This is a genomic window from Streptomyces sp. NPDC007896 (assembly GCF_042959425.1).
Classification (GTDB): domain Bacteria; phylum Actinomycetota; class Actinomycetes; order Streptomycetales; family Streptomycetaceae; genus Streptomyces.
The window spans coordinates 99,684-122,503 of record NZ_JBIBKX010000008.1 but is presented as its reverse complement, the minus strand read 5'-3'; the positions used below and the strand labels follow the sequence as shown (position 1 = coordinate 122,503).

The following is a 22,820-nucleotide window of genomic DNA, read 5'->3' as shown; positions in this document are numbered from 1 at the left end:
GCCCACTTCTTCGAGATCAGTGAACGAGTATTCCTGCGAAGAGGTTGATGGCGGTAGCCAGAATGCTGGTGCCGAAGACGTACGACAGCAATGTGTGCCGGAGCACCATCGAGCGGATCAGCGAACTGGAGACGTCGGTGTCGGAGACCTGGTAGGTCATACCGAGGTTGTAACTGAAGTAGAAGAAGTCCCTGTACGCCGGCGGCTGGTCGGCGTTGAAATCGATCCCGCCCCCGGAATCCACGTAGTAGAGGTACGCGTAGCGGGTGGCGTACATCAGATGCAGTGCCGCCCAGGCCATGAATACGCCGAGCAGCGCCGTCGCGGCATGGCCGGTGTCGGAGTTGCCGAGCAGGAATACCACGATGCCGACCAGACCGCACAGAGCGACCGTGACGACGACGATTTCCTCGGCGACGGGGCGCAGGTCCTCGCGTCGAGCGTTGCGGCGGGTCGCGGCGGCGTCCATCGGCCACAGCACGATCCAGCCGATCACGACGAAGAATGTCTGGGTCGCGGCGATACCCGCGAGAATGGCCAGCGGTGTGTCGCTGGACAATCCGACGGCCACGCCGACCGCCGCTCCGACGGCCACCGCTGCGGCAAGCCGTGGGACTGCGGAAAGCGACAAACGGATGTTCACGCTCACAAACCACAACGGTAGTGCCTCGTCGCTGCTCGGCACGGCAGGAGCGGGACCAGGGGGCGACGGGTATCTCTCCCGCGGCCGGGCGTACGGGTATCCACGCGCGTCATGATCGTGTCACGAGCTCCTGAGGGACCGGAACTCCTTTCTTGAGAAACCACAGACCCTCGATGTGTCCTTTTCCGTCGAAGACGACGCGGAAATCTCCGGGCTGCCTGGCCATGTGCAGTGGTATGTCGACCACCGTCCGATCGCCGGATACGACCTGCCGGGGCTCTCCGTGCGAATGGTAGCGCCCGAAACCGAGCTGGTTCTGGTATTCCTTCCAGGCGTTCGCGAGAACCGCGGGATTTCCTTCTTGTCGAATCGACTCGTCGAAGCGCGCTGAGACGGCGACGAAGTTTCCCTTCACGACCTGGTCGAGGGTTGTGAGAGCGAGCCGTTCGAAAGGGGTCCGGCTGGGGGCCGATGCCGGGGTCACGACCGCCGTGTCGACGGGATCGGGCACCGCGTTGGATACGGACCCGCTGACCAGCACCAGCGCGCTGGAAGCCACGGTGACGGCGAAACTGAACTTGCTGAGTCTGCTGACCATGGATCCTCCCAAGGGGTGTCCGTGCCGCGATCACGGAGTGATCATGCGGCCTCTGACCTGACGGTTGTGACGGCGGCGCATTACCTCGAAGGGGAGTACCGTGGCCCCGCAGCAAGCGGCCACGCCTACCCAGATCGGCAGCACGAAAACGAGCGTGAACGAGCTGACGATCCAGCCCGTAGTGAACGTCACGTCGGCCCATAGTGGAAAAAGCGCGAGCCGGGTGGAAAAAAGAGTGATAGGTCGTCTTGGGCTGCGCGACGCGGCGTACTGCACATAGGTGATGCTGGACAATGCTCCGACGATGACGGCGGCCGTGATGGTGATGATCTGCATGAGAATCTCCTAGCCTGAGAAATTCTGCATCCAGAAAAGTTCACCGAGGGGCTTCGCGTCATGTCACGGAACGGCGTGACTTGAAATCAGGACCCGATCTTGATAAATGCGGCCGACGGAACGGACGGCTGATCGACACGGGTGAGCTCGTACACCAGGCGCGCCGCGCCGGCCTTCGCCGACTCGGCGGGCTGCGGAGCGCCCGACGGGAGCCCCCAACTGTCCTGCGCGGCCACTATCAGCAGAGAGCAGACTGTCGCCCTCTCCGAAACGCGGTGCGGCGAGCTCGCGACTATGCTCACAAACAGCGGAATCGCCCATCGTCACCCAGCTGTTCCACCTGCACAACGGGAGCAGGAATGACCAGTGAAGCCGGGCCGATCAGCGCCGAAGCCCGTCGGGCGCTCGAACAGGAGCTTGCGGATCTGCACGCCGAACGCAACGCGGTCGCGTCAACCCTGGGCGACACGGACTCGGCGGGAGACACGGCCGACCAGGCCGACGAGTTGCAGCGTGCCACTCAGTTGGACCGCGTCGACGCCCGTATCACCGAGATCACCGTGCGGCTGGACGGGGCGGCAGAGGCTGGTCCGCCCCGCACCGATGTGGTCGGTCTGGGAAGCACCGTCACCGTACGGTTCGCGGACGGCGCCGAGGAGACGGTCCAGATCGGTGACGTGGCCGAGCCGTTGGACCAGACGTTGGTCACCACCGACAGTCCTTTCGGCCGCGCGCTGCTCGGTCACCGTGTCGGTGACTCCGTCAGCTACGAGGCGCCCGACGGACGGACGACCGTGACGGTGCTGTGTCTGGGCGCCCCGTAGGACCCGTATCGCCGTCTCCTGGGGCAACTCCCCGTCCGCTCCGGGTGCCGTGCGGTCACGAGCCGAGTGCCACCACGGCCTCGTCGGCGTACACGAGGAACGTCATGCTCTGGCGGAAGTACAACTCGATCTCGTTCGCGTCATGCGCGGTGTAGCCGATCGCGAGGTCCTCACCGAGCCGCAGTTCGAAGTCCCCACCCCGGGTGGACAGCAGAAAGGCGCCGTCGACCGCGGGCGCCCAGATCGGTGGGGCGTCCAGCATCCGGCTGAGATGCTCCGTGATCGGATAGCCGTGGTCGGACGTCTCGCTCACCAGGGTGTACGCGTCGGCGCCCAGCAGCAGCGAATACGGGCCGGCGACTCCGGCCAGGCGCAGGGTCGTCAGCGCTCGGCTGACGGCATCCGGGTAATCACGTGTCTCCGCCGGCAGGCCGTGCACCGGATGGGAGGTGCGCCTGCGCAGTCCGTCGATGCCCGCTGCCTCGTACCCCTCGAAGACGGCCCGGTCCTCGGTGAACGCCATGGCGCGCGCCGCGTCCTTGACCGGTTGCCAGTCGGAGTCGTTCGAGCCGCGCTCGACGTCGTCCACCGCGTCGCGGCCGACCTTGAAGGGGACGCGCAGTTCGACCAAGGGCTGTGCTTGGCGCAGGAGAGCGGTGACGCCCGCTCCGGGCGCTTCGATGGGGGTGAGATGGCCGGTGCCGACCGAGGCAAGCGCGGGACCGTCGGGTCCGGTGACGTCCACGACACGACGGCCCCCCACGTTGCGCTGGAACGTACGGCGGGCTTCCTCCTCGATCTGTGCCCAAGCCTCGGGCGTGATCGGCGCGAGTTCGCGGTGCAGGTTGTTCATACCGTTGGGCGTGGACACGTGATCAGGCTCCTTTGAGACTGCCGATACCCAGGGAGCCCTCGGCCGCCGAAGCGCCGGTCGCCGAAGCGCCGGTCGCCGAAGCGCCGGTGGGCGCGGCGGGTGGGTCGTCGAGGAAATCGGCGCTCGGTACGTAGAACAGACAGCCGGTGACCGCCGTGGAAAAGTCGAGGATTCGGTCGTGGGTATGGGGGTGGTCACCGAGGAACATGTTCCTCAGCATCTGTTCGGTCACCTCGGGAGTGCGCGCATAGCCGATGAAGTAGGTGCCGAACTCCCTTTGCCCGATGCTGCCGAACGGCATGTTGTCACGGACGATCTTCCGTTCGTTTCCGTCCGCGTCGGTGATGGTGTTCAGTGCGACATGAGAGTCCGCGGGCTTGATGTCGTCCGGCATTTCGACGTTCGCCAGCTTCGTGCGGCCGATGACTTTTTCCTGTTCCTGCGTGGGCAACGCGTTCCAGGCGGCAAGGTCGTGCACGTACTTCTGGACGATCACGTAGCTGCCGCCCGCGAAATCGGGGTCCTCGTCGGCGATGAACACCGCGTCGGACGCGACTTCGCCCTCGGGGTTCTCGCTGCCGTCGACGAAGCCGAGGAGGTCGCGCTCGTCGAAGTACTTGAAACCGTGCACCTCGTCCACCACGGCGACCGCTCCATAGAGGCGTTCGCCGATCAACTGGGCCAGTTCGAAACAGAGGTCCATGTGGTGGGCTCGCAGATGGAAGAGCAGGTCACCAGGGGTGGACGGGGCTCGGTGCCGGGAGCCCGTCAACGCGACGAACGGATGCAGATCGCGTGGGCGGGGTCCTTCGAAGAGACGGTCCCAGGCGGCGGAGCCGATGCCGACGACGCAACTCAGTCCCGCATCCGGAGCGCGGAAACTGACCGATCGTCGCAACCCGGCCACATCCTGGAACAGGTCGCGAACAGCGGGCTCGCCGCCAGGTGCCATGGTGCACACGAGGAACAGGGCGGCTTTGGCGGGCGGGGCGATCACGAACTGCGACTCAACCACGGAGCCTGCCTCCTACTTGTCGTGGCTATGGCGCTACGCACGGCAGGATAACGTGAGGAAACAGAATAAATACTAGGATTGGGTCACGGTGATGTCGACCGGTGCCGGTACACAGGCACCGCCTGCGCGAATCGCACCCGACCCCTGGTGGTCGAGGATTGGCACCCCGTCCATTGCGCCTTCTTCACCAGGGAAACCTGGCGATACGAGGGAAATCTGGCGATCCGTAAAAAGGGTTGTGGCGGACAGGACTTCGAGAACCGGTCTGCGCCATGGGGCCGAGGTTGCCTTCAAGGGTCGTCCGGGTGATCAGAGGGCGGTCCCAGAGGGCGAGGAGTTCGTTGGCGAGGGCCACGATCGGGAGCGGGTGGCGGGTGCCGTGGATCTCGATGGAGGCGGCCGACAGGCTACGCGGGACGGCTCCGGCGTCGAGCAGGACACGCCAGTCCTCCGGCCCGAGCTCCAAGAACTCGAGGCCGGTCAGCTTGGCGATCTCCAGGGGGTCGGCGAGCGTACCGGGGTAGGCGGTGAGAGTCCGTAGGCGGGGCAGTCCGATGACGAGGGCGAGACTGAGCGGCTCTCCCTCCCACACGCCGATGGACAGGAGCTCCAGCCCGGGATGGACGGCGGCCTCGACACTGCTCAGGCTTCCGATGGTGACCCTGGCGACGGCCGGTGGCTGGTCACCGCGAGGGCCCCGCTGCCCTTCGCCGCGTCCGTGCATCACCAGGTCGGTCAGGGAGTCGGCGAGCAGGTCGCCGCCGACGTCCTGTTCATGGTCGAGCATGATGATCTGTCCTGCGTGTCCGCGCGGGCCCGGCGTCAGGTCCACCGGGATGCGGTCGCCACCGCCGTTGTCACCGAAGACGATCCAGCCGGGGGAGCCGACCAGCCCTTGCACCGCGGCGTCGGGCGGGGTGACGACGGGCTTCATCGCCGCGAACTTCCAGGGGCACGGACGGGACGGTGTGTCGGCGACGTACAAGTCACCCAGGGAAAAGAGCTCGCAGCCGACCGCATCGGAGACGCGCTCCGCCGCCTCGTAGTCGTCGTTCCAGTCCCCCACCGTGCCCGGGTCACGCGGTAGAGCACCTTCAGCTCGTCGGGCAACACGAAGCCGAGGCGCGCTTCCGCGGCGGCGATCTCCGTCTCGGTGGCGCCGATGGCATCGGGGATCCGCTCGCGGAGCGTCCGCTCCAGCGACGCCAGATCCACCGACGGGGCGGCCACCGCTCCGGGGACCGGTTCGGGAAGGCGGCGCCAGGGCTCCGGGACGGCATCCTCGACCAGGATGAGCGAACCCGGATGCGGATTACCGATACCGGGCTCCGCGGCGCGGCTGGGATTGAGCAGGTGGAGTACGGCACTCCCGTCGGGCGAGATCTCCGCCGCGAACGAGATGTCGTCGACACCCGCGTCCGCGAGTGCGCCGCGCACCCGTTCCACCGCGTCGAACTCGTCCTGCATGTCCTCCATCTGGAGGGCTCGTCCGGGCTGCGGGCGCCGCCGCGACATGGGCAGGCTCCACCCGTGCCGGCCGATCTGTCCCGGCACGGGAGTTGCGCCGCGCCACTCGCAGGATCGCCGAGGGACACCTGGACACCCGGCTCGCCATCAACGGCTCCGACGAACTCGCCGACCTTTCCCACACCTTCAACGAGACCGCGGCCGCGTTGGAGGGGTCCGTGGCCGAACTGCGCCGCATGGAGCGACGAGGACGCGGCCGGGCTGACCCCGGACACCGCCATGGCCGTACGGCTCATCAGCGAGGAAACCGTGAAGCCGGCCCGCCTGGTGGACGACCTGATGGAGATCTCCCGCTTCGACGCGGGCGCGGCGGCCCTGCAACTGGACGACATCGACCTCGCCGAGTCCCTCCGCCGCACCCTAGCCGCCCGCGCCTGGCTGGACACGGCGGACACCCTGACCGGGACAGCGCGCGCCCAACTGATCTGCTCAAGCGAGACCTGCCCGTCCATTACGGGGGCCGACTGATGCTGTGAGGCTCATCGGTGGCTCAGCACGTTGACCACCCGCCCGTTGGGATCACGAACGAAGAACCGGCGCACCCCCCACTCTTCGTCCTGCAAGGGGTGCACGATCTCCGCGCCGTTCACGCGCATGACCTCATAGGCCGCGTCCACGTCATCCACCTCCACGCTCATGTCGGGCGTGACCGGTGCTGTCCTGTCACTGGTCATCAAGCTGACCTGTGCCGCCGGGTGGGACGGCGAGGCGAGCGTGACGATCCAGCCGTGGTTCATGACCTCTTCGAAGCCCAGCAGGCCGTAGAACTCCCGGCTCTCCCGCACGACTTCCGACTGGACGTTGGGCACGACGCGGCGAACGGCCATCGACGACTCCAAGTGAGAGCGAATCTGTCCCTACGTCTCACCGTACGATGGCGTCGTGGTCGGCCGTCACCGCCCCAGTGCCGCCATGTGGAGCGCGGCGTCGTCAGCCGCCTCGTCGGGAGTCCGGCCGTTCTGACGGGCGACGATGTACGCGGCGTACCACTCCGACCAGTGGTGCTCCGGAGCGCTCGCCTCGTAGGGTCCGTGGTGTTCCTCGGTCTCACGCAGGAGTTCTGCCAGTGTGGGGATGTCCATGGCGAAGCCTCCTCGGCGGGACTCGTCACCGTCCCGGTAGTCGCACCTGGACCTCTTGCAGCACCCACCCATTGCCGTCCGGATCGCTGAACGAGGCGAATGAGGCGTAGCTGCGGCCCTCTGGATCGGGGCCATCCGCCTGATCCTGCACGCCCGCGTCATAGACGTTGTGGTAGATCTCGCTCACCTCGACGTCTCTGCTGATCAGGTCGGCACAGGCCTGCTCCAAGTCGGTGACCACAAGGTAGTTGTGGGCGGAGCCCGGCGCCGCGGGGGTGATCCCGCGGCCGAAGTGGATCGAGCAATCCGACCCTGGTGGCGTGAGCTGCACGAGTCGGAATCTCGGACTGGCCTCGAAGTCCGCATCGAGCCGCCACCCCAGGCTTCGATAGAAGTGCAGGGCGCGACTGACGTCGGTGACCGGGATGACGGCGACCTCGAGCCTCATGCTCATGGTCGGCTCCTTGACGACGTCCGTTGCGCCGTCCTGCTCTCTCTGCTGGGTGCTCATGGCGATCTCCCATGACGGCCGGCCGGTTCGGCTGTGACCTCTGATAGGCCGCCACCGGCGGGAACCCGAGCACCGGCTCCGGGTCACCCATGGACCGACTACGCGGTAGTTGTCGTACGACCGATGATATTGGCGATGACGTCCGACGGCGCGCCGAGCACCTGGTCACGTCACACGGTCAGTCGTGCAGGGAGGCCGACGAAGGTCCGCCGTTGACATTATGCAGGCAAGTGCCTGCATAATGGAGTGTGAGCCTCGAAGGTAGAGCGATGGACCTGGTCTTCAAAGCGCTGGCCGACCCCACCCGGCGACTCCTGCTCGACCGTCTGCGCGAGCACAACGGCCAGACGCTGAGCGAGCTGTGCGAGCGGTTGGACATGACGCGCCAGTCGGCGACACAGCATCTCGACATCCTGGGGCAGGCCAACCTCGTGACCGTCGTGCGACGGGGACGGGAGCGGCTTCACTACCTCAACCCGACACCGATCCACGAGATGGAGGAGCGCTGGATCTCGGGGTTCGACAAGCCCCGTCTGCAGGCGATCAGTGCCATCAAGAACCAGGCAGAGGAGTACGCCATGAACGACGGACCCACGTCCGTGCCGACCTACGTCTATGTCACCTACATCCGCGCAAGCGCGGAGCAGGTGTGGCAAGCCCTGACGGACGCGGACCTGACAGCGCGCTACTGGGGACACGCCAACGTCTCGGACTGGCAACCGGGTTCGGCCTGGGAGCATCGACGCGTCGACGGCTCAGGCGCCGTCGATGTCGTCGGTCAAGTGATCAAGGCCGAGCCTCCGACGCACTTGGTCATCACCTTCGAGGACGCCCCCGACGCCGAAACGCCGAGGGAACCTTCGGTCGTCACCTTTTTCGTCGAACCACACGAGGACATCGTCCGCCTCACCGTGACCCACGAGAACCTCCCCAACCAGGAGATGCTCAACGGCATCTCGCGCGGATGGCCGGCCGTGTTGGCGAACCTCAAGTCGTTGCTCGAGACCGGCGATGTCCTCCCGCAGGCGCCATGGGAGATGTCTCCCGGGCACGCCTGAGACGGCACTCGCCACAGCCCTTCCCGTACTCGCCCTCGCGCACGTCCGCAGAATCCCACGCACGACCGCAGAGAGAAGTCGACATGATGGACACCACCCCGCTGCGGGACGCCTACAGCGCGCTGCTGGACGCTGCTGTCACCGTGGCTGACTCCAGCGACACGAGCCCCGTCCCGCCGACCGGCGAATGGAACGCCGAGCAGATCCTGGCGCACGTCGCCCTCGTCAATGCCGCCACCATCGCCGCAGTCTCCTGCGTCGCCGCGGGATCGAACACGACGTACGACAACCGCGTGGCGCTCGACCCCTGGACCATCGAACGCCTCATCGCGCTCGCCGGCGGCAACACAGGGCTTCGAGACCGCATCCGTCTCCAAGGGGACGCCCTCTGCGCACTCGGCGGACCGATGCTGAGCGACGCCGAACTCGACACACCGGTGCCGACCCGTCTCCTGTCCAAGGCCACCGTCCTGGCCGATCAGCCGATGCCGCTGAGAGACCTCATCACCGGCCTCGCGGAAGTGGAGCTGCCCGGCCACACCAAACAGCTCCTGGCCCTCCTGAGCTGCTGAAACTCGTCACCGGCGGGGCGGACCACCTCCGTAACCTAGGAAAGCCATCGCGTAAGTAGGACTGAAGCTTTCTGAAACAAAAGCTAACTGGAACTTCTCATTCTGGTCGGCGATGGTGGAGCCATGTCCGCACGCGTCGCCTCTCCCCGCTTCCTCGCCCTGGTCGGCACCGTCGTGCTGTGGGCGTCGGCCTTTCCCGCCATCCGGGTCGGCATCGACGGCCTGGGAGTGGCGGCGCTGTCGTTCCTGCGGCTCCTGGTCGCCGCCGTCGCGCTGCTGGCCGTGGCACCCTTCGCGAAGGTACGGCTGCCGCGACGCGGCGACCTTACGCTGATCACCCTGTGCGGGGTCACGGGCATGACCGCGTACCAGGTCCTGCTCAACTGGGGCGAAGTGCACGTGGAGGCCGGGACCGCGAGCCTGCTCATCGCGATCGCCCCCGTCTTCAGTGTGCTGCTGGGAAGTCTGTTCCTCGGTGAGCGGCTCACCCACAACATCGGCGTCGGCAGCGTCGTCGCGCTCGTGGGCGCGGCCGTCGTCAGCCTGGCCGAGGGCACCGGCGGGTTCTCCGTCTCGGCCCTCGTCATCCTGGCGGCCGCCGTGGTCCAAGGGGTCTACCACTTCGCGAGCAAGCCCCTGCTGCGCCACTACACCGGTCTGGAGGTCGCCACCTACGCGATGGTCGCGGGTACGGTCTTCGCGCTGCCCCTGATCCCCGCCACCTGGCACGCGACCCTCCACGCCCCGCCCGCCGCACTCGCCTCCGCCGCCTACCTGGGCCTCCTGCCCTCCGCCCTCGGCTTCGTCATCTGGGCCTACGCGGTTGCCCGGCTGCCGCTCGCCGTCTCCACCGCGGCCCTGTACCTGGTGCCGCCGGTGGCGCTGATCGTCTCCTTCGTCTGGCTGGGGGAGGTGCCCCGTCCCATCGCACTGGCCGGTGGAGCGATCAGTGTCGCGGGAGTGATCCTGATCAGCCGGCACAAGCAGAACCACAACCCCGCCAACGCCCCGGCCCAGGACGGGTCCGAGCCGCAAGGAGCCGCTTGTGCTTGACGTACGCCGCCTGCGCATCCTCCAGCACCTGGCCGTCTACGGAACCGTCGCGGCCACGGCGGATGCGCTGCACCTGACCGCACCGGCCGTCTCCCAGCACCTCGCCGCTCTGCAGAAGGAGGCCGGCACGCCCGTCGTCGAGAAACACGGCCGCACGCTGCGCCTGACGGCGGCCGGGGAACTGCTGGTGGCCCACACCGAGGTCATCCTGGCCGAGCTCGCGGCAGCCGAGTCGGGCCTGGCCGCGATGAAGGGTGGCCGCCGCGGCACGGTACGGATCAGCGCGTTCGCCTCCGCCGCCCGCACCCTCGTGCCGCCCTTGTTCGAACGTCTCGCCGGCCCCGATCTCGCCCCCGACCACGGCATCGGCGCCGCCCGGGATCTCTCGCTGCGGCTCTTTGTTCAGGAGCCCGACGAGGCCCTCGACGAACTCCACAAGCGCTCGACCGACCTCGCCCTGGTGCACAGCTACACCGTGCTGCCGCGCAGTGTCCCCGCGGCGTGGGAGCAGACGGTCCTGATGGAAGAACCAGTCCTCCTCGCCCTGCACCCCGACCGGGCCGGTCTGGAAGGCCTCGCCGCCGGGCAGCCCGCGGACCTGTCCCGTCTGGCGCATCTGCCGTGGCTGACCCCCGGCCCGGAGACCTCCTGCTACGAGATGATCCAGCGGGCCTGCGGCGCGGCCGGCTTCGTCCCGGACATCCGGGCCTCCAGCAGCGATTTCTCCGTGCTGACGGCTCTGGCCGCCGCCGACGCCGGTGCCGTCCTGGTGCCCCGCATGGCCCTGCCGGACCACACCGCGCCCCTCAGCCTCCACCCCCTGGTCCGTCCCGTGTCCCGGACCGTCTTCACGGTCAGCCGCGCGGGCACTGGCAAGCACCCCGACCTGCGGGCCGTACTGGACCTGCTGCACGAGACGGCCACGGCGCTCGACGGCAGGGGCGGCAACCGGCCCGACCGGCCCAGGTAATCGCGACGACCGCCCCACGCAACCTCGAAGGGCGCTGCCCCCTCATACCAGGGGAACCCCCCGGGTACTCGGAGAGGAGCGCCTGTTGGCCCGTCAGCTGTCCCGCCGGAAGTTCATGGTCTACTCGCTCGCGGCGTCCACACTGACCGTCGCGGCGCCCATCGGCTGTGACACGTCGTCGGTGGAGGACGTCGAGCCCACCGCGGCGGAGGTGCGCGGCCCGTCCCGCGTCCTGGTGACCGGCGCGGACGAGGAGATGCTGGTCCTGGAGGTCACCGCCGCCAACAAGGTGGTCGTACGACTGCCGCGCGTCGAGGTCGGACAGGGCATCACGACCGCGGTCGCCATGATGATCGCCGAGGAACTGGACGCCCGGCTCGCCGACGTCGACATCCCGCTCGCCGAGGCCCGCACCAAGGGGAACCAGTACACCGGCGGCTCAAGTTCCGTCAGTTCCCTGTACGGCCCCGCCCGCGCGCTCGCCGCCACCGCCCGGGCCCGGCTGGTGACCGCGGCCGCCCGGCGCTGGCACCTGCCCGCCCGGAGCCTGCGTACGCGGGACACGATGGTGGTCGCCCCAGACGGCCGTACGGCCACCTTCGGATCGCTGACGGCGGCCGCCGCCCGGATCCACCGCCCCGACGTGTCGAGCAAGCCCAAGCCCGCGTCCCAGCACAAGGTGATCGGACGGCCGACGGGCCGGATCGACGCGCGGGACATCGTCACGGGCAGGGCGAAGTACGCCGGGGACCTGGAGGTCGCAGGGGCCAAGCCGACCGTGGTGGCCCGGCCGCCGACCCTCGGTGGGCGCCTCGTCTCGGTCGACGACCGTGCGGCCCGCGCGATGCCCGGCGTCCACGCGGTGGTCAAGGTCGCCGGCGGTGTAGCCGTGGTCGCGGAGTCCTTCCACCACGCATTCAAAGCCCGCGACGCCCTGCGGATCACCTGGAGGCCGGGGCCGCTGGCGCCGTTGTCCGACACCGCCATCCGGTCCCGGCTACGGGCCGCCGTTCCCTCGGTCGGCGCGCCGCCGCGCGGATCGGCGCAGGTCGAAGGCGAGTTCGAGTTCGCCTTCGTCAGCCATGCCCCGATGGAAGTGCTGACCGCGGTGGCGGACGTACGTGCCGACCGTGCGGAGATCTGGTTCTCCTCCCAGACACCGATGGACGCGCGGGAAAGCATCGCCTCGGCGATCGGACTGCCGAAGTCGAAGGTCCGGGTCCATGTCGTGCGCGGCGGCGGATCGTTCGGACGGCGGCTGAACTACGACGCCGCGATCGAGGCCGCCCTGATCTCGAAGGCGGCACGGCGACCGGTGAAGCTGATGTGGAGCCGCGGGGACGACATTCGGCACGGCCGGATGCGCGGGGCCTCCCATCACCGGATCCGGGCCAGCCATGCGCACGGCAGGGTGGTGGCCTTCAGCCATGCGATGGCCTCGGTGAGCGAGTCGTACGAGCGGCAGGGACTGGCCGCTCAGGGCGGCGTCGCCGTTCAAGGCGGTGTGGCCGTTCAGGGCGGTGTGACCACGGTGGCCGCGGGCCCGCTGCCCAGCGACAGCGGTCTCTACAACTTCGGTCATATTTCGGGGAGTTCGGGCTCGGTCGAGCTGGCGATGCCGCTCGGAGCCTGGCGGTCGGTGGACTCCGGGACCATGCGCACCGCGGAGGAGATCGTCGTCGACGAGGTCGCCGCCACGCTGGGCAAGGACCCGGTGGCCTTCCGGCGCGGCACGCTCAGGAACAAGGCCGTCAAAGCCGTACTCGACAAGGTCGCGGCCGCCGGAAACTGGGGCCGGCCCCTGCCGTCCGGCCAGGCGCAGGGTGTGGCCGTCCACGAGGAATACGGCTCCTGCGTGGCCTGCCTGGTCGAGATCGACGCCACCGACCCGAAGAACCCCAGGGTGACCAAGGTGGTGATGGCGGCCGACGTCGGGACGGCCGTCAACCCGCGCGGACTGGAGGCCCAGCTCATGGGGACCGCCGTCGACGGCATCTCCACCGTGCTGCGGGCCGGACTGCACATCGACCGGGGTGCGGTGCGCGAGGGCAGCTTCGCGGACTTCCGCTACGCCCGCCAGCAGCACTCCCCGTTGCGCTTCGAGGCGCACATCATGCCGTCACGGCGTGAGCCCGGCGGGGCCGGCGAACTCGGCGTGCCGGCGGCGGCCGGTGCCGTGGCGAACGCCTACGCCCGTGCGACCCGTACCAAGCCCCGCCGCTTCCCGATCAACTTCTGATCGCTGTCCGAGAAGGTGCTGATGCCCTCCTATTCCTTCGTCCTCAACGGTAAGCCGGTCACCGTCGAGGCTCCCGCCGACATGCCGCTCCTGTGGGTACTGCGCGACCTGCTGCACGTCACCGGGCCCAAGTACGGCTGTGGCGTGGGCGTTTGCCGTGCCTGCACCAGCCACCTTGACGGGGCGGAGATCCAGCCCTGCGTCGTCCCGGTCGCCGACTGCGCGGACCGCGGGGTGACCACCATTGAGGGCCTGGCCGACGGCGACACCCTGCACCCCGTACAACAGGCGTGGCTCGACTGCGACGTCGCACAGTGCGGCTTCTGTCAGCCGGGCCAGATCATGGCCGCCGCGGCCCTGCTCAAGAGGACGCCCCGGCCCACCGACGACGACATCGACCGTATCGAGAACGTCTGCCGCTGCGGCACGTACTCCCGGATCCGCGAGGCGATCAAGAAGGCCTCCGCCGTCGACGACCATGTCAACCGTCCTGGTCAGAGCCATCCTTGAGGCACGCGGTGGCGTTCGGTCCGGGTGGGGTCAGGCGTCCGCGACCGTCGCCGTGACGGGTGTGCCGATCTCGACCGTGCGGCTGACCGTGCAGAGCCGGTCGTGGGAGGTCTTCACCGCGCGGGGGAGGATCGCGCGGGCGCGGTCGCCGAGGTCGCCGTCCGGGAAGGTGACGGAGAAGGTGACCACGAGGTCGGCCATCCGGTTTCCGAACTCGTCACTGATCTTGTCGCCGGTGACGGAGACGGCGAAGCCGGTGGGCTCCGCGTGGCGGGCGGTGGCGACATCGACGTCGGCCGCGGTGCAGCCCCCGATCGCGGCGAGCAACAGCTCGACCGGGGTGAAGTCGGTGCCGCCGTGGGGATCGGAGCTGGTGCCGAAGCTGATCGTGCCGCCGCGAGGGTTCGTCGCGGTGAAGTGGCCGGTGCCGGTCCGCTCGATGGCGACGGAGCGCAGGTTCTTTTCGGTCATGCCGACGACACTAACGCGCAGGTCGCGAGACCTGGCTCTGCCGACGGTGCAACGCGAAGAAACGGCGCCCGCGCGTCCCCGTCCCGGCCTACGAGGTGCTTCTCAGGGGCTGCAGTACGGCGGCGCCGACCCGCAGGAGCGCGGACAGGGGTGGCTCGACCCATCGGGTCAGTTCACGCTGCAGGGCGGGGTCGAGCTCGATGGTCACCCGGACGTATCGGGTGTGCAGGTGAGTGACCTTGACGGCGCGGGGTGCGGCGGTGTCCGGTCCGCGTTGCAATGCCGCTCGGTAGGTGTCCTTGCGCTGGTTCACGCCTTGTCCTGACGTTTGATGAGTTCGTCTGCGAGGTCCATGTACGCCGAGCCCTTGACCTCGATCGGGCTGCCGAACGACTGGGCGTACAAGTCGAGTCGGGGAATGTGGGTGGACAACACTTCGAAGCCACGCTCGGTGAGGGCTTCGCGAGCGTCGGCATCGGGTCCGGTGCGCGTGGCATCGGGACGATTGGTGCGGTTCAGCAGGACAGCGGCACGGGCCGGCTGGGCCCGCAACGACTGTACGTCGCTCATCTCGCTGCCGATGGGTGCCATGCGATCCAGCTCGATGGGGGCCGGGGTCAGCGGCACGATCCACTCGCTCGCGTACCTCATGATGCTCCGGGCGATGTGGGCATGGTCCTCCAGCTGCGGGGCGTCGAACACCACGGCCTGTCGGTTGCCGAGAAAGTCGTTCACACGCCGGTGCACGTCGCCCACCGGAAAGGCGATCACCGGAAACGGGAAACCTCCCGCCAGTTCGCTCCAGCGCAAGGCGGAGGAGGCGGGGTCACTGTCCACCAGCAGGGGTGAGAGGCCCGACTCGTGCAGGGCGTGGGCCAACCAAACCGCGCTGGTCGTCTTTCCCACTCCGGGTTTCAGATTCACAAAGGCATAGCTCAGCGACACGAGACGCAACGCTAACGGTCGCGAGCGGCCGACTGCCGTCGGCGCGGCACACGCTCTCCCTTTTCACCCTGCGGCGCCGTGAATCATTCGTAGGGGCTAACGCGGAAGGCCGACGGTGGGTCAGTCCGCCAGTGCGGAGGCCAGTTCCTGCGCGGCTTGTACGAGTTCCTGGTCCGGTTCGTCGAGCAAGTGCTGGATCGTCTCGCGGTGGGCGCGCACGGCTCGGCGTGCTTCGCGTTCCCATCCCACGTAGTTCTCACGGCGATTGAGCAGCTTGGGGTAGGCGACGGCCGTGCTCTCCCACTGTCGGGCGGCGGCGATGCTCTTCAGCAGCTGAAGGACCTGCACGCGGCAGGGGACTTGAGGGAGCTGGGCGAGTTCCCACAGGAAGGGGACCGTGGCGGCGGTGGCCTGGTCCACGACGAAGCCGTACTGGCAGATGCGTTGCCGTAGACGTGCGAGCGCGGCAACGGCGGTGGCTTCGTCACCCGTGGTGATGGCCGCGAGCAGGAAGGGGATGCCCGTGGCGGACCCGGTGGAATCCTGGAGTTCGCGCCATGGGACGTCTCTCAGGTTCTTCAGGGCTGTCTCCATGTCCGCTCCCACGAGAGGCGTTGTGTGATGCCGTGCGCCGGGAGGCTCCGCCGATGCGGCGCCTGTCATGTCGGACCCTGCCAGGGCGGTGATGTCGGCCGAGACGGGGGAGTGGGCAGCATCGCCCAGACGGTCTTGCCCGCACGAGAGCGGGTCCAGCCCCAGTGCTCGGACAGTTCTTCCACGATGCGCAGGCCGCGGCCGTGGACTTCCAGCGGGGCGTCCGTGCGTGGGCAGACGGGCGGGCTGTCGAACTGATCGGTGACGGCACACACGAGATGGGCGCGTCGAAGGGTCAGATCCAGCCGCACGCCGTTCTCCCCGGCGGGGGAGTGCGGTGCCGCGTGAAGCACCGCGTTCGTGGCCAGTTCGTTGACGATGAGGACGGCGTCGTCACTGCGGTGGTCCAACGCCCAGCGGCCAAGGGTGCTGCGGGTGAAGGCGCGCGCCTGGGCGAGCCCCTGACGGGAGTCGGTGATGCGCAGGCTGGCGAATCTGGGTGAGTTGCACGCGGGTTCGCTCTCCCCGGGGTGTCCTTGCCCCGCGATGGAGGAGCGCGCTTCTTCCATGAGTGAGCCGGTCGGAGCGGCTCGACCCGACGATGGCGCAGCCTTGCCGCTCGCAAGGCTCGGTGCTTGGCGTGCAGGTAACGACACGACATCTCCCTGATGCGACGTCAGGTGCGGGGCGGCAACAGTGCGGTTGACGCCCGAGCTATTATCCATCCTGACAGCGCCCGTCGTGCAATTTCACGGGAAATTGCACGAGTGGTGGCTGGGGCAGGCCGCACGGGTTCGGTCCGCCCCAGTGGGCGGCCGACCTGTACACCGTGGTGGAACGTGAGCAAGGAGAGTGCGGTGCCGTCAGTGCGAAACGGAATGCGGGCCAGTTCACTGGGCGTTCGCTGGGTGAAGAGTCGGCACAGCAACGCCGAGGGCAACTGCGTCGAGGTGGCATCCCTGGCCGAGGGGGGCGTAGCGCTCCGCAACTCGCGCGACCCCGACGGGCCGGCCCTCATCTACACAGCGGCTGAAGTGGCCGCTTTCCTGGCCGGGGCGAAGGACGGGGAGTTCGACCATTTGGTGTGAAGCGGAGTCGAACGATTCCACTTCTGCCGACGCGTGCGACAGAAGGACGAGGGATGCGAGGATGGACCCCGTCGTCTGCCGTTCTACAGGGAGTCAGGATGTCCGCCGAGTCACCTCGTGTCTCCCGCCTCGAACCGTATCTGACGCGGACCGAGCCCGCTCCGACCTTGCTGAAGATGCTGGTCGGTGTCCAGCTTGCGGGCATCCGCGAAGACGCCGGCCTCGCGCAGGAACAGGCCGCTCGCGCCATCGGGTTCAGTCCGGCGAAGCTGTCGCGCATCGAAGCCGGCAAGGGCCGTCGGCCGCCCACGGAAGGGGACGTCCGCGCGCTGTTGGAGCTCTACAAGACCGACGACCACGAGGCGTCGGTTCTGCTCCAGTTGCTGCGGCGTGCCGGTGAGCCGGGATGGTGGCAGCGCTACGACAAGCGGCTGATGCCGGAGTGGTTCGATCGGCTGGTAGGGCTGCAGGAGGCCGCTGCCGCCATCCGCACCTTCGAGATCCAGTACGTCCCCGGTCTGCTGCAGACTCCGGACTACACCAGGGCGGTCGTGGAGCGCGGCCTGCCCACGGCACCGGCCGGTGAGGTACAGCGCCGTGTCGAACTGCGTATGCGCCGACGTGAACTGCTGCGTCGCGAGGACGGCCCTCAACTGTGGGCGATCATCGACGAGTCGGTCCTGTTGCGCGTACTGGGCAGCCGCGAGGTGATGCGCGAGCAGCTCGAGTACCTCGTGGAAATGGCTCAGCGTCCCCAGGTGACGTTGCAGATCGTGCCCCTGGACGTGACGAACGCGTCCGCGCCCGCCATCCCCATCACCTACCTGCGCTTCGGCGGCCTCGATCTACCCGACATCGTCTACCTGGAGCACATCAGGAGCGCGAACTTCCTGGAGGACCGGGACGAGACCGAAGAGTACCGGCTGGCTCTGGACCGTCTGGGAGACGAAGCCCTCACCCCGCGGGATTCGCTGACGCTGTTGCGGGACACGACCGCGGGGCGCTATTCGACCTCGTGACTGCCTCCGGCTCCACCGGCCGGATCCCGGTGGAGCCGACGGGAGCGGTCCCGTGGTCCTGCGGTCCTACCGGATCCGGCCGACGCCGCCGAACTCGACCCATTCCTGGGTGAGCTGACGGGGTGCGACCTCGTTGTCGGGACGCCAGGTGGACACCTCCACCAGACCAGGCTCCAGGACGTCGAGGTCCGCGAACCACTCCGCCACGTCCTTCTCCTGGCGGACCCTGCCCCAATGCCCCTGGGTCGCCTGATCCATGAAGTCGGTGACGAACTCCCGGACCTTCGCGTCCTCGCTGACCAGCTGGCACATCACCATGAAGCTGCCGGGCGCGAGCCGTTCGGCCACCCGGTGGGCCACGGCGAGCGGACCGTCGGTCTCCCCGTCCGGAATGCAGTGGAAGACCGAGTTGAACAGCACGGCCACCGGCTGCGAGAAGTCGAGCAGGCGCTGAGTGTCCGGGTGGGAGAAGATCTTCTCCGTGTCACGCATATCGGCGTGTATGACCGTGGTGCGGTCATTCTGGTCCAGCAGCGCCCGTCCGTGCACCAGCACCATCGGATCGTTGTCGACGTACACCACGCGCGACGAGGGATCGACGCGTTGCGAGACCTGGTGGACGTTCTCCTGGGTGGGCAGGCCGGACCCGTGGTCGAGGAACTGCCTGATTCCGTACTCGGCCGCGAGCGTCCCGACGACCCGCTGCAGGAAGCGCCGGTTGTTCAGCGCCAAGGCGCGTGTGCTGGGCACGACCTTGTCCAGCTCGGCGCAGGCTGCCCGATCGGCTGCGTAGTTGTCCTTGCCGCCCAGGTAGTGGTCGTACATACGAGCAGCCGTGGGTACGGTGGCGTCGATCTTCGTGGACAACTGCTTTCCAGCCTGCATCGTTCCCCCAGCTCCAAGCTGCTTCTGGTGGCTTGGCTTGACAGACAATACATCCTAGGCAATGGGCAATTGGGGATACCAGCCTGTTGACCGAGGATCTCCGGGACAGCACCCGCGGGACCCTCTGGCCCGGCGCGTCACCAGTCACCGCCGTGGCACCGTGCGGCCGCGCCGCCCGGTGAGGAAACATGGGACCGCAAGCGATGAAAAACCGAGGTGGAGGTGCGGGTACATGCAGCACGAACGAGCGGGCACTCCGGCCGGTCCCGAGGACCTCGTCGACGTAGCCCGGCTGGTCACGGCGTATTACGCGCTGCACCCCGACCCGGCGGAACCCGGCCAGCGCGTGGCCTTCGGTACGTCCGGACATCGTGGGTCGTCATTGGCGACCGCGTTCAACGAGGACCACATCGCCGCGACGAGTCAGGCCATCTGCGAGTACCGCGAGGGCCAGGGCATCGACGGTCCCCTCTTCCTGGGCGCCGACACCCATGCCCTGTCGGAGCCCGCGAAGGTCACCGCACTGGAGGTCTTCGCGGCCAACGGAGTGTCGGTGCTCCTTGACAGCGCGGACGGCTATACGCCGACTCCGGCGGTCTCGCACGCCATTCTCACCCACAACCGCGGACGGTCCTCGGGTCTCGCGGACGGGGTCGTGGTCACCCCCTCCCACAATCCGCCCGCCGACGGTGGCTTCAAGTACAACCCGCCGAACGGCGGCCCGGCGGGCTCCGAGGCGACGTCCTGGATCCAGGACCGGGCCAACGAACTCATCGAGGGCGGCCTCAAGGGCGTACGGCGCATTCCCTACACAAGGGCGCTTGCTGCCCCCGGCACCGGCCGCTACGACTTCCTCGGCTCCTACGTGGCCGACCTGCCGAACGTGCTGGACCTGGACGCGATCCGCGCGGCCGGCGTGCAGATCGGCGCGGATCCCCTGGGCGGGGCATCGGTCGCCTATTGGGGACGCATCGCGGAACAGCACACGCTCGACCTGACGGTGGTCAACCCGCTCACCGACCCGACCTGGCGATTCATGACGCTGGACTGGGACGGCAAGATCCGTATGGACTGTTCGTCGCCCTACGCCATGGCCTCGCTCATCGAGCAGCGCGACCGCTTCCGGATCGCCACGGGCAACGACGCCGACGCCGACCGCCACGGGATCGTCACACCGGACGCCGGGCTCATGAACCCCAATCACTACCTCAGCGCCGCCATCTCCTACCTGTACTCCCACCGGGACCAGTGGCCCGCGGGCACGGGGATCGGCAAGACGCTGGTGTCGTCCGGCATGATCGACAGGGTCGCCGCCGACCTGGGCCGTCAACTGGTCGAAGTGCCCGTGGGATTCAAGTGGTTCGTGGACGGGCTGGTCAGCGGCTCACTCGGGTTCGGCGGGGAGGAGTCGGCCGGCGCGTCCTTCCTGCGCCGCGACGGTTCGGTGTGGACCACCGACAAGGACGGCATCATCCTGGCCCTGCTCGCCTCCGAGATCACGGCGGTGACAGGGAAGACCCCCTCGGAGCACTACACCGCGCTGACCGCACGCTTCGGCGCCCCCGCGTACGAGCGCATCGACGCCCCGGCTTCCCGCGAGGAGAAGGCCCTCCTCGCGAAGCTCTCACCCGCGCAGGTCAGCACGGACACCCTTGCCGGAGAAGCGGTCACCGCGGTGCTCACCCATGCTCCGGGCAACGATGCGCCCATCGGCGGCATCAAGGTGACCACCGCAAACGCCTGGTTCGCGGCCCGTCCGTCGGGCACCGAGGACGTCTACAAGATCTACGCCGAGTCGTTCCTCGGAGCCGATCACCTGCGCCAGGTGCAGGAGGAGGCCAAGGCCGTGGTCTCGGCGGCCTTGACCGGCTGACACCACGCGTGTGACCCGGAGATGGTGAGCGGGTCCGGACAAGGGCTGTTCTCGCGACGGCCCTTGTCCGCAACGGTCCTTCAGCCCGTCAACCGGCGTCCCGACCACCGGCACCTGCTGCTGCCGCCGAACTGCCTTCGGCCACGGTCGAGATGTCGATGTCCCACTCCAGGTGTCGGAGGAGGTCGCCGTCTCCGGGGCGGGGAGCGGGAGCTGTCCGAGCGGTGCGTGACGGTGTGTGGAAACCGCGGGAGATCTTGCCGCTGATCGTGATGTTGTGCTCCACGCGAGGGCGGCGGAGAGCCTCGTAAAGGGAGAGCGCGGACTCGGTGTCGGGCGCGTCCCGCAGTGACTTCGCGAGTACGACAGCGTCCTCGAGCGCCATCGACGCTCCTTGGCCGGTCGCGGGGGAGGCCGTGTGGGCAGCGTCGCCAATGATCAGCGTCCGTCCGTGGCGCCATGGTGTGCCGGCCGGAATCTCGGTCGCGTTGGTGACCATGATGCGGTCGGTGGTGGCCGCGACCACGTCCGCGGCGGGAGTGGCGTCCCCGCGCAGCAACGGCACGAGCAGCCCACGCCAGTGGCCGGGCGTGCCGTGCGCGATGTCGTCGGCGGACAGTGGCGCACCGGCCACGCGCGCGAACCAGTACGTCTCTCCGCCGGGTGACACCGCACAGCCGAAGGCGGCCGCGCCGCCCCTCACCATGGTGAAACGCCCGGTCTCCGCGACCAGGGGCGCCTCACTGGCGTAGCCGTAGAAGACGCTCTCACCCGCGAAGCAGGGCTGTGCCTCAGGGGCGATCGACTCCCGGACGGTGGAGTTCAGCCCGTCGGCGCCGATCAGTAGGTCACCGGTCGCGGCGGAGCCGTCGGTGAAACGTGCGGTGACGCCGTCCGGACCGTCCTCGACGGAGGCGAGCCGGGTGCCGCGCCGCAGGCCGATGCCCCGGCGTGTGGCCTCCGCCTGCAAGGCGGCGTTGAACTCGCCACGGCGCAGGCATCGGTACGCGAGAAGCGGGTCGTGGGCCTCTCCGAGCGGCATCTGTGCCACCTCGGTGCCCGCTGCGTCGAGCACGCTCATGGAACGAAGCGGGAAGCCGACCTCGGTGACCGCGGTGGAGGCGTCGATCTGGGCGAGGGCGCGCATGCCGTTGCTCGCGAGTGTGAGGAAGGCGCCGATGTCCAAGGCCGATTCGGGGTGCGCCTCGTACACGGTGACGCCGAACCCTGCCTTGTGCAGGGCCAAGGCCGTCGCCGTACCGGCGATACCGCCTCCGATGACAAGAATCTCCGTCATGTCGCATCCCCTGGCACCAGGTGGGCTCTCGCGCGATGTACCTGCGCAGTGCCCAACGCGCGGGCGACTACGAGGGGTTCCCGACCCGTCCCTGGAACTTCCCGATCGGACGGTCCGCGGTCGCATGGCCGCGGCGATGTCCTAGTTCCCCTTGCGGTCGGCTGTCATGGCGCGGTGGACGCTCTCGCGGAGCAGGGAGCGACGCTGTTCGTGAACTTCGGGGGGCTCCTGGGCGGTTGCCGCGTAGACGTTGCTGACCGGTGACCAGGCCATGGACATGGCGATGACCATGGCCATCACGTCGAACGGGTCTCCCTGGCGCACCAGGCCGGCGGCCTGGGCTTCGGCGATGGCCCGCAACTTGCGGTCGTCGAGGCGGTCGGGATCGTCCACCAGGTGCCCGGTCGGGCGGCGCTCCAGGCGTGCCCAGGTGGCCAGCCGGATGAGGTCGGGGCGGCGGAGGTACTCGTCGTAGAGCCGTACGGCCCAGTCCGCGAGGTCGGTGGCGTCGATCGGGACGACATTCACGATCCGCTCCAGCGAGCCGAAGAAGATGGCGTCGAAGAGCCTTTCCTTGTTTCCGAAGTAGGCGTAGAGCTGCGCTTTGTTCGTGCGCGCGGCGGCCACGATCCGCTCAATGCGCGCGCCGGCGATCCCGTGCTCGGCGAACTCGCGGGTTGCCACATCGAGGATGCGCTCGTACGTCGCCGCTCCGCGCGAGGTCAGGGGCCGGTCTGTCATGCCTGTCAGGCTACCAAACAGAACAGTTGGTTTGCCTGGCGCGCCAGGTGCGTCCAGGCTCAGATAAACCGAACAGTCTGTTTAAAGAGATGCGT

At 68.3% G+C, this 22,820-nt stretch carries 27 protein-coding genes and 2 pseudogenes; 12 read left to right on the top strand and 17 right to left on the bottom strand.

Annotation, left to right across the window (positions count from 1 at the left end):
- Positions 1 to 16 precede the first annotated feature (16 nt).
- The 3 genes from ACFZDJ_RS25815 to ACFZDJ_RS25805 form a co-directional block, all read right to left on the bottom strand.
- Positions 17 to 643, bottom strand: coding sequence for a DUF1345 domain-containing protein (locus ACFZDJ_RS25815; RefSeq protein WP_391062500.1), 627 nt, complete (start codon positions 641 to 643; stop codon positions 17 to 19).
- 109 nt (positions 644 to 752) lie between these two features.
- Positions 753 to 1,241, bottom strand: a complete 489-nt coding sequence (locus ACFZDJ_RS25810; protein WP_390937620.1) for a hypothetical protein — start codon at positions 1,239 to 1,241, stop codon at positions 753 to 755.
- 30 nt (positions 1,242 to 1,271) lie between these two features.
- Entirely contained in the window at positions 1,272 to 1,577 is a 306-nt protein-coding gene (locus ACFZDJ_RS25805; RefSeq protein ID WP_390937618.1) for a hypothetical protein, read from the bottom strand.
- Positions 1,578 to 1,936: 359 nt separating this feature from the next.
- On the opposite strand from ACFZDJ_RS25805, the gene ACFZDJ_RS25800 reads away from it, so the two are divergent.
- The gene (locus ACFZDJ_RS25800) at positions 1,937 to 2,401 is read left to right on the top strand and encodes a GreA/GreB family elongation factor (RefSeq protein WP_390937616.1); all 465 of its coding nucleotides are present in this window, start codon (positions 1,937 to 1,939) and stop codon (positions 2,399 to 2,401) included.
- A gap of 55 nt (positions 2,402 to 2,456) precedes the next feature.
- Here the strand turns inward: ACFZDJ_RS25800 and ACFZDJ_RS25795 are convergent, their stop codons facing one another.
- The 3 genes and pseudogenes from ACFZDJ_RS25795 to ACFZDJ_RS25785 all read right to left on the bottom strand — a co-directional run bounded on the left by ACFZDJ_RS25795 (position 2,457) and on the right by ACFZDJ_RS25785 (position 5,805).
- Positions 2,457 to 3,254 carry a family 1 encapsulin nanocompartment shell protein gene (locus ACFZDJ_RS25795; RefSeq protein ID WP_391062497.1) on the bottom strand — a complete coding sequence of 266 codons (798 nt, stop codon included), beginning with the start codon at positions 3,252 to 3,254 and terminating at the stop codon, positions 2,457 to 2,459.
- Between the two features lie 22 nt (positions 3,255 to 3,276).
- Positions 3,277 to 4,290: a Dyp-type peroxidase gene (locus ACFZDJ_RS25790; RefSeq protein WP_391061918.1), complete on the bottom strand. Its 1,014-nt coding sequence runs from the start codon at positions 4,288 to 4,290 to the stop codon at positions 3,277 to 3,279.
- A gap of 184 nt (positions 4,291 to 4,474) precedes the next feature.
- A pseudogene (locus tag ACFZDJ_RS25785) lies at positions 4,475 to 5,805 on the bottom strand (SMI1/KNR4 family protein).
- Between ACFZDJ_RS25785 and ACFZDJ_RS25780 the strand changes: the two are divergent.
- Together ACFZDJ_RS25780 and ACFZDJ_RS25775 are read left to right on the top strand one after the other, a co-directional pair.
- Positions 5,715 to 5,909: pseudogene (locus ACFZDJ_RS25780) on the top strand (hypothetical protein); the annotation flags it as partial. The pseudogenes ACFZDJ_RS25785 and ACFZDJ_RS25780 sit on opposite strands and share 91 nt — an antisense overlap.
- 127 nt (positions 5,910 to 6,036) lie before the next feature.
- Complete coding sequence (locus tag ACFZDJ_RS25775; protein ID WP_391062544.1) at positions 6,037 to 6,285, top strand: hypothetical protein; 249 nt, start codon at positions 6,037 to 6,039, stop codon at positions 6,283 to 6,285.
- A gap of 11 nt (positions 6,286 to 6,296) precedes the next feature.
- Here the strand turns inward: ACFZDJ_RS25775 and ACFZDJ_RS25770 are convergent, their stop codons facing one another.
- The 3 genes from ACFZDJ_RS25770 to ACFZDJ_RS25760 all read right to left on the bottom strand — a co-directional run bounded on the left by ACFZDJ_RS25770 (position 6,297) and on the right by ACFZDJ_RS25760 (position 7,410).
- On the bottom strand, positions 6,297 to 6,644 hold the full coding sequence (locus ACFZDJ_RS25770) for a VOC family protein (RefSeq protein ID WP_390937609.1): 348 nt from the start codon (positions 6,642 to 6,644) through the stop codon (positions 6,297 to 6,299).
- Between the two features lie 66 nt (positions 6,645 to 6,710).
- Entirely contained in the window at positions 6,711 to 6,899 is a 189-nt protein-coding gene (locus ACFZDJ_RS25765) for a bleomycin resistance protein (RefSeq protein ID WP_391061916.1), read from the bottom strand.
- 25 nt (positions 6,900 to 6,924) lie between these two features.
- On the bottom strand, positions 6,925 to 7,410 hold the full coding sequence (locus tag ACFZDJ_RS25760; RefSeq protein WP_390937606.1) for a VOC family protein: 486 nt from the start codon (positions 7,408 to 7,410) through the stop codon (positions 6,925 to 6,927).
- A 269-nt stretch (positions 7,411 to 7,679) separates the two neighbouring features.
- Between ACFZDJ_RS25760 and ACFZDJ_RS25755 the strand changes: the two genes are divergently transcribed.
- The 6 genes from ACFZDJ_RS25755 (at position 7,680) to ACFZDJ_RS25730 (ending at position 13,812) form a co-directional block, all read left to right on the top strand.
- Complete coding sequence (locus ACFZDJ_RS25755; RefSeq protein ID WP_390937604.1) at positions 7,680 to 8,468, top strand: metalloregulator ArsR/SmtB family transcription factor; 789 nt, start codon at positions 7,680 to 7,682, stop codon at positions 8,466 to 8,468.
- An 83-nt stretch (positions 8,469 to 8,551) separates the two neighbouring features.
- Positions 8,552 to 9,040 (top strand): hypothetical protein, encoded by a 489-nt coding sequence (locus tag ACFZDJ_RS25750; protein WP_390937602.1) that lies wholly within the window; start codon positions 8,552 to 8,554, stop codon positions 9,038 to 9,040.
- A gap of 123 nt (positions 9,041 to 9,163) precedes the next feature.
- Entirely contained in the window at positions 9,164 to 10,093 is a 930-nt protein-coding gene (locus tag ACFZDJ_RS25745; protein WP_391061914.1) for an EamA family transporter, read from the top strand.
- Positions 10,086 to 11,063 (top strand): LysR substrate-binding domain-containing protein, encoded by a 978-nt coding sequence (locus tag ACFZDJ_RS25740; RefSeq protein WP_391061911.1) that lies wholly within the window; start codon positions 10,086 to 10,088, stop codon positions 11,061 to 11,063. Before ACFZDJ_RS25745 ends, ACFZDJ_RS25740 begins: the two co-directional genes overlap by 8 nt.
- Before the next feature lie 115 nt (positions 11,064 to 11,178).
- Positions 11,179 to 13,302, top strand: a complete 2,124-nt coding sequence (locus ACFZDJ_RS25735; RefSeq protein ID WP_391062494.1) for a molybdopterin cofactor-binding domain-containing protein — start codon at positions 11,179 to 11,181, stop codon at positions 13,300 to 13,302.
- Positions 13,303 to 13,323: 21 nt separating this feature from the next.
- The gene (locus ACFZDJ_RS25730) at positions 13,324 to 13,812 is read left to right on the top strand and encodes a 2Fe-2S iron-sulfur cluster-binding protein (protein WP_390937596.1); all 489 of its coding nucleotides are present in this window, start codon (positions 13,324 to 13,326) and stop codon (positions 13,810 to 13,812) included.
- 30 nt (positions 13,813 to 13,842) lie between these two features.
- Here ACFZDJ_RS25730 and ACFZDJ_RS25725 read toward each other — a convergent pair whose 3' ends face one another.
- The 5 genes from ACFZDJ_RS25725 to ACFZDJ_RS25705 form a co-directional block, all read right to left on the bottom strand.
- Positions 13,843 to 14,283 carry an OsmC family protein gene (locus tag ACFZDJ_RS25725; protein ID WP_384916347.1) on the bottom strand — a complete coding sequence of 147 codons (441 nt, stop codon included), beginning with the start codon at positions 14,281 to 14,283 and terminating at the stop codon, positions 13,843 to 13,845.
- 88 nt (positions 14,284 to 14,371) lie between these two features.
- The gene (locus ACFZDJ_RS25720; protein ID WP_390937592.1) at positions 14,372 to 14,596 is read right to left on the bottom strand and encodes a hypothetical protein; all 225 of its coding nucleotides are present in this window, start codon (positions 14,594 to 14,596) and stop codon (positions 14,372 to 14,374) included.
- Positions 14,593 to 15,228, bottom strand: coding sequence for an AAA family ATPase (locus ACFZDJ_RS25715; protein WP_391061906.1), 636 nt, complete (start codon positions 15,226 to 15,228; stop codon positions 14,593 to 14,595). The genes ACFZDJ_RS25720 and ACFZDJ_RS25715 overlap by 4 nt, the downstream gene beginning before the upstream one ends.
- A 120-nt stretch (positions 15,229 to 15,348) precedes the next feature.
- On the bottom strand, positions 15,349 to 15,891 hold the full coding sequence (locus tag ACFZDJ_RS25710) for a hypothetical protein (protein ID WP_390937590.1): 543 nt from the start codon (positions 15,889 to 15,891) through the stop codon (positions 15,349 to 15,351).
- Positions 15,888 to 16,391, bottom strand: coding sequence for an ATP-binding protein (locus tag ACFZDJ_RS25705; protein WP_391061903.1), 504 nt, complete (start codon positions 16,389 to 16,391; stop codon positions 15,888 to 15,890). The genes ACFZDJ_RS25710 and ACFZDJ_RS25705 overlap by 4 nt, the downstream gene beginning before the upstream one ends.
- 309 nt (positions 16,392 to 16,700) lie before the next feature.
- Here ACFZDJ_RS25705 and ACFZDJ_RS25700 point away from each other — a divergent pair, with 309 nt between their 5' ends.
- Positions 16,701 to 16,910 carry a DUF397 domain-containing protein gene (locus ACFZDJ_RS25700; RefSeq protein WP_054233872.1) on the top strand — a complete coding sequence of 70 codons (210 nt, stop codon included), beginning with the start codon at positions 16,701 to 16,703 and terminating at the stop codon, positions 16,908 to 16,910.
- Positions 16,911 to 17,008: 98 nt separating this feature from the next.
- The gene (locus ACFZDJ_RS25695) at positions 17,009 to 17,929 is read left to right on the top strand and encodes a helix-turn-helix transcriptional regulator (RefSeq protein WP_168515242.1); all 921 of its coding nucleotides are present in this window, start codon (positions 17,009 to 17,011) and stop codon (positions 17,927 to 17,929) included.
- A 66-nt stretch (positions 17,930 to 17,995) separates the two neighbouring features.
- Here the strand turns inward: ACFZDJ_RS25695 and ACFZDJ_RS25690 are convergent, their stop codons facing one another.
- Entirely contained in the window at positions 17,996 to 18,814 is an 819-nt protein-coding gene (locus ACFZDJ_RS25690) for an SAM-dependent methyltransferase (RefSeq protein WP_390937585.1), read from the bottom strand.
- Between the two features lie 232 nt (positions 18,815 to 19,046).
- Between ACFZDJ_RS25690 and pgm the strand changes: the two genes are divergently transcribed.
- Positions 19,047 to 20,687, top strand: coding sequence for a phosphoglucomutase (alpha-D-glucose-1,6-bisphosphate-dependent) (gene pgm / locus ACFZDJ_RS25685; RefSeq protein WP_391061901.1), 1,641 nt, complete (start codon positions 19,047 to 19,049; stop codon positions 20,685 to 20,687).
- Between the two features lie 88 nt (positions 20,688 to 20,775).
- On the opposite strand, the gene ACFZDJ_RS25680 is transcribed toward pgm, so the two are convergent.
- Entirely contained in the window at positions 20,776 to 21,984 is a 1,209-nt protein-coding gene (locus tag ACFZDJ_RS25680) for an FAD-dependent oxidoreductase (RefSeq protein WP_391061897.1), read from the bottom strand.
- A 141-nt stretch (positions 21,985 to 22,125) separates the two neighbouring features.
- Positions 22,126 to 22,725: a TetR family transcriptional regulator gene (locus ACFZDJ_RS25675; RefSeq protein WP_390937581.1), complete on the bottom strand. Its 600-nt coding sequence runs from the start codon at positions 22,723 to 22,725 to the stop codon at positions 22,126 to 22,128.
- Positions 22,726 to 22,820 lie beyond the last annotated feature (95 nt).

What these genes read in the sequence shown, in the direction of transcription:
- ACFZDJ_RS25810 (WP_390937620.1), bottom strand. Translation starts at nt 1,241, where the DNA reads ATGGTCAGCAGACTCAGCAAGTTCAGTTTCGCCGTCACCGTGGCTTCC.
- ACFZDJ_RS25805 (WP_390937618.1), bottom strand. Translation starts at nt 1,577, where the DNA reads ATGCAGATCATCACCATCACGGCCGCCGTCATCGTCGGAGCATTGTCC.
- ACFZDJ_RS25800 (WP_390937616.1), top strand. Translation starts at nt 1,937, where the DNA reads ATGACCAGTGAAGCCGGGCCGATCAGCGCCGAAGCCCGTCGGGCGCTC.
- ACFZDJ_RS25795 (WP_391062497.1), bottom strand. Translation starts at nt 3,254, where the DNA reads ATGAACAACCTGCACCGCGAACTCGCGCCGATCACGCCCGAGGCTTGG.
- ACFZDJ_RS25775 (WP_391062544.1), top strand. Translation starts at nt 6,037, where the DNA reads ATGGCCGTACGGCTCATCAGCGAGGAAACCGTGAAGCCGGCCCGCCTG.
- ACFZDJ_RS25770 (WP_390937609.1), bottom strand. Translation starts at nt 6,644, where the DNA reads ATGGCCGTTCGCCGCGTCGTGCCCAACGTCCAGTCGGAAGTCGTGCGG.
- ACFZDJ_RS25765 (WP_391061916.1), bottom strand. Translation starts at nt 6,899, where the DNA reads ATGGACATCCCCACACTGGCAGAACTCCTGCGTGAGACCGAGGAACAC.
- ACFZDJ_RS25760 (WP_390937606.1), bottom strand. Translation starts at nt 7,410, where the DNA reads ATGAGCACCCAGCAGAGAGAGCAGGACGGCGCAACGGACGTCGTCAAG.
- ACFZDJ_RS25755 (WP_390937604.1), top strand. Translation starts at nt 7,680, where the DNA reads ATGGACCTGGTCTTCAAAGCGCTGGCCGACCCCACCCGGCGACTCCTG.
- ACFZDJ_RS25750 (WP_390937602.1), top strand. Translation starts at nt 8,552, where the DNA reads ATGATGGACACCACCCCGCTGCGGGACGCCTACAGCGCGCTGCTGGAC.
- ACFZDJ_RS25745 (WP_391061914.1), top strand. Translation starts at nt 9,164, where the DNA reads ATGTCCGCACGCGTCGCCTCTCCCCGCTTCCTCGCCCTGGTCGGCACC.
- ACFZDJ_RS25735 (WP_391062494.1), top strand. Translation starts at nt 11,179, where the DNA reads ATGGTCTACTCGCTCGCGGCGTCCACACTGACCGTCGCGGCGCCCATC.
- ACFZDJ_RS25730 (WP_390937596.1), top strand. Translation starts at nt 13,324, where the DNA reads ATGCCCTCCTATTCCTTCGTCCTCAACGGTAAGCCGGTCACCGTCGAG.
- ACFZDJ_RS25725 (WP_384916347.1), bottom strand. Translation starts at nt 14,283, where the DNA reads ATGACCGAAAAGAACCTGCGCTCCGTCGCCATCGAGCGGACCGGCACC.
- ACFZDJ_RS25710 (WP_390937590.1), bottom strand. Translation starts at nt 15,891, where the DNA reads ATGACAGGCGCCGCATCGGCGGAGCCTCCCGGCGCACGGCATCACACA.
- ACFZDJ_RS25705 (WP_391061903.1), bottom strand. Translation starts at nt 16,391, where the DNA reads ATGGAAGAAGCGCGCTCCTCCATCGCGGGGCAAGGACACCCCGGGGAG.
- ACFZDJ_RS25700 (WP_054233872.1), top strand. Translation starts at nt 16,701, where the DNA reads ATGCGGGCCAGTTCACTGGGCGTTCGCTGGGTGAAGAGTCGGCACAGC.
- ACFZDJ_RS25695 (WP_168515242.1), top strand. Translation starts at nt 17,009, where the DNA reads ATGTCCGCCGAGTCACCTCGTGTCTCCCGCCTCGAACCGTATCTGACG.
- ACFZDJ_RS25690 (WP_390937585.1), bottom strand. Translation starts at nt 18,814, where the DNA reads ATGCAGGCTGGAAAGCAGTTGTCCACGAAGATCGACGCCACCGTACCC.
- pgm (WP_391061901.1), top strand. Translation starts at nt 19,047, where the DNA reads ATGCAGCACGAACGAGCGGGCACTCCGGCCGGTCCCGAGGACCTCGTC.
- ACFZDJ_RS25680 (WP_391061897.1), bottom strand. Translation starts at nt 21,984, where the DNA reads ATGACGGAGATTCTTGTCATCGGAGGCGGTATCGCCGGTACGGCGACG.
- ACFZDJ_RS25675 (WP_390937581.1), bottom strand. Translation starts at nt 22,725, where the DNA reads ATGACAGACCGGCCCCTGACCTCGCGCGGAGCGGCGACGTACGAGCGC.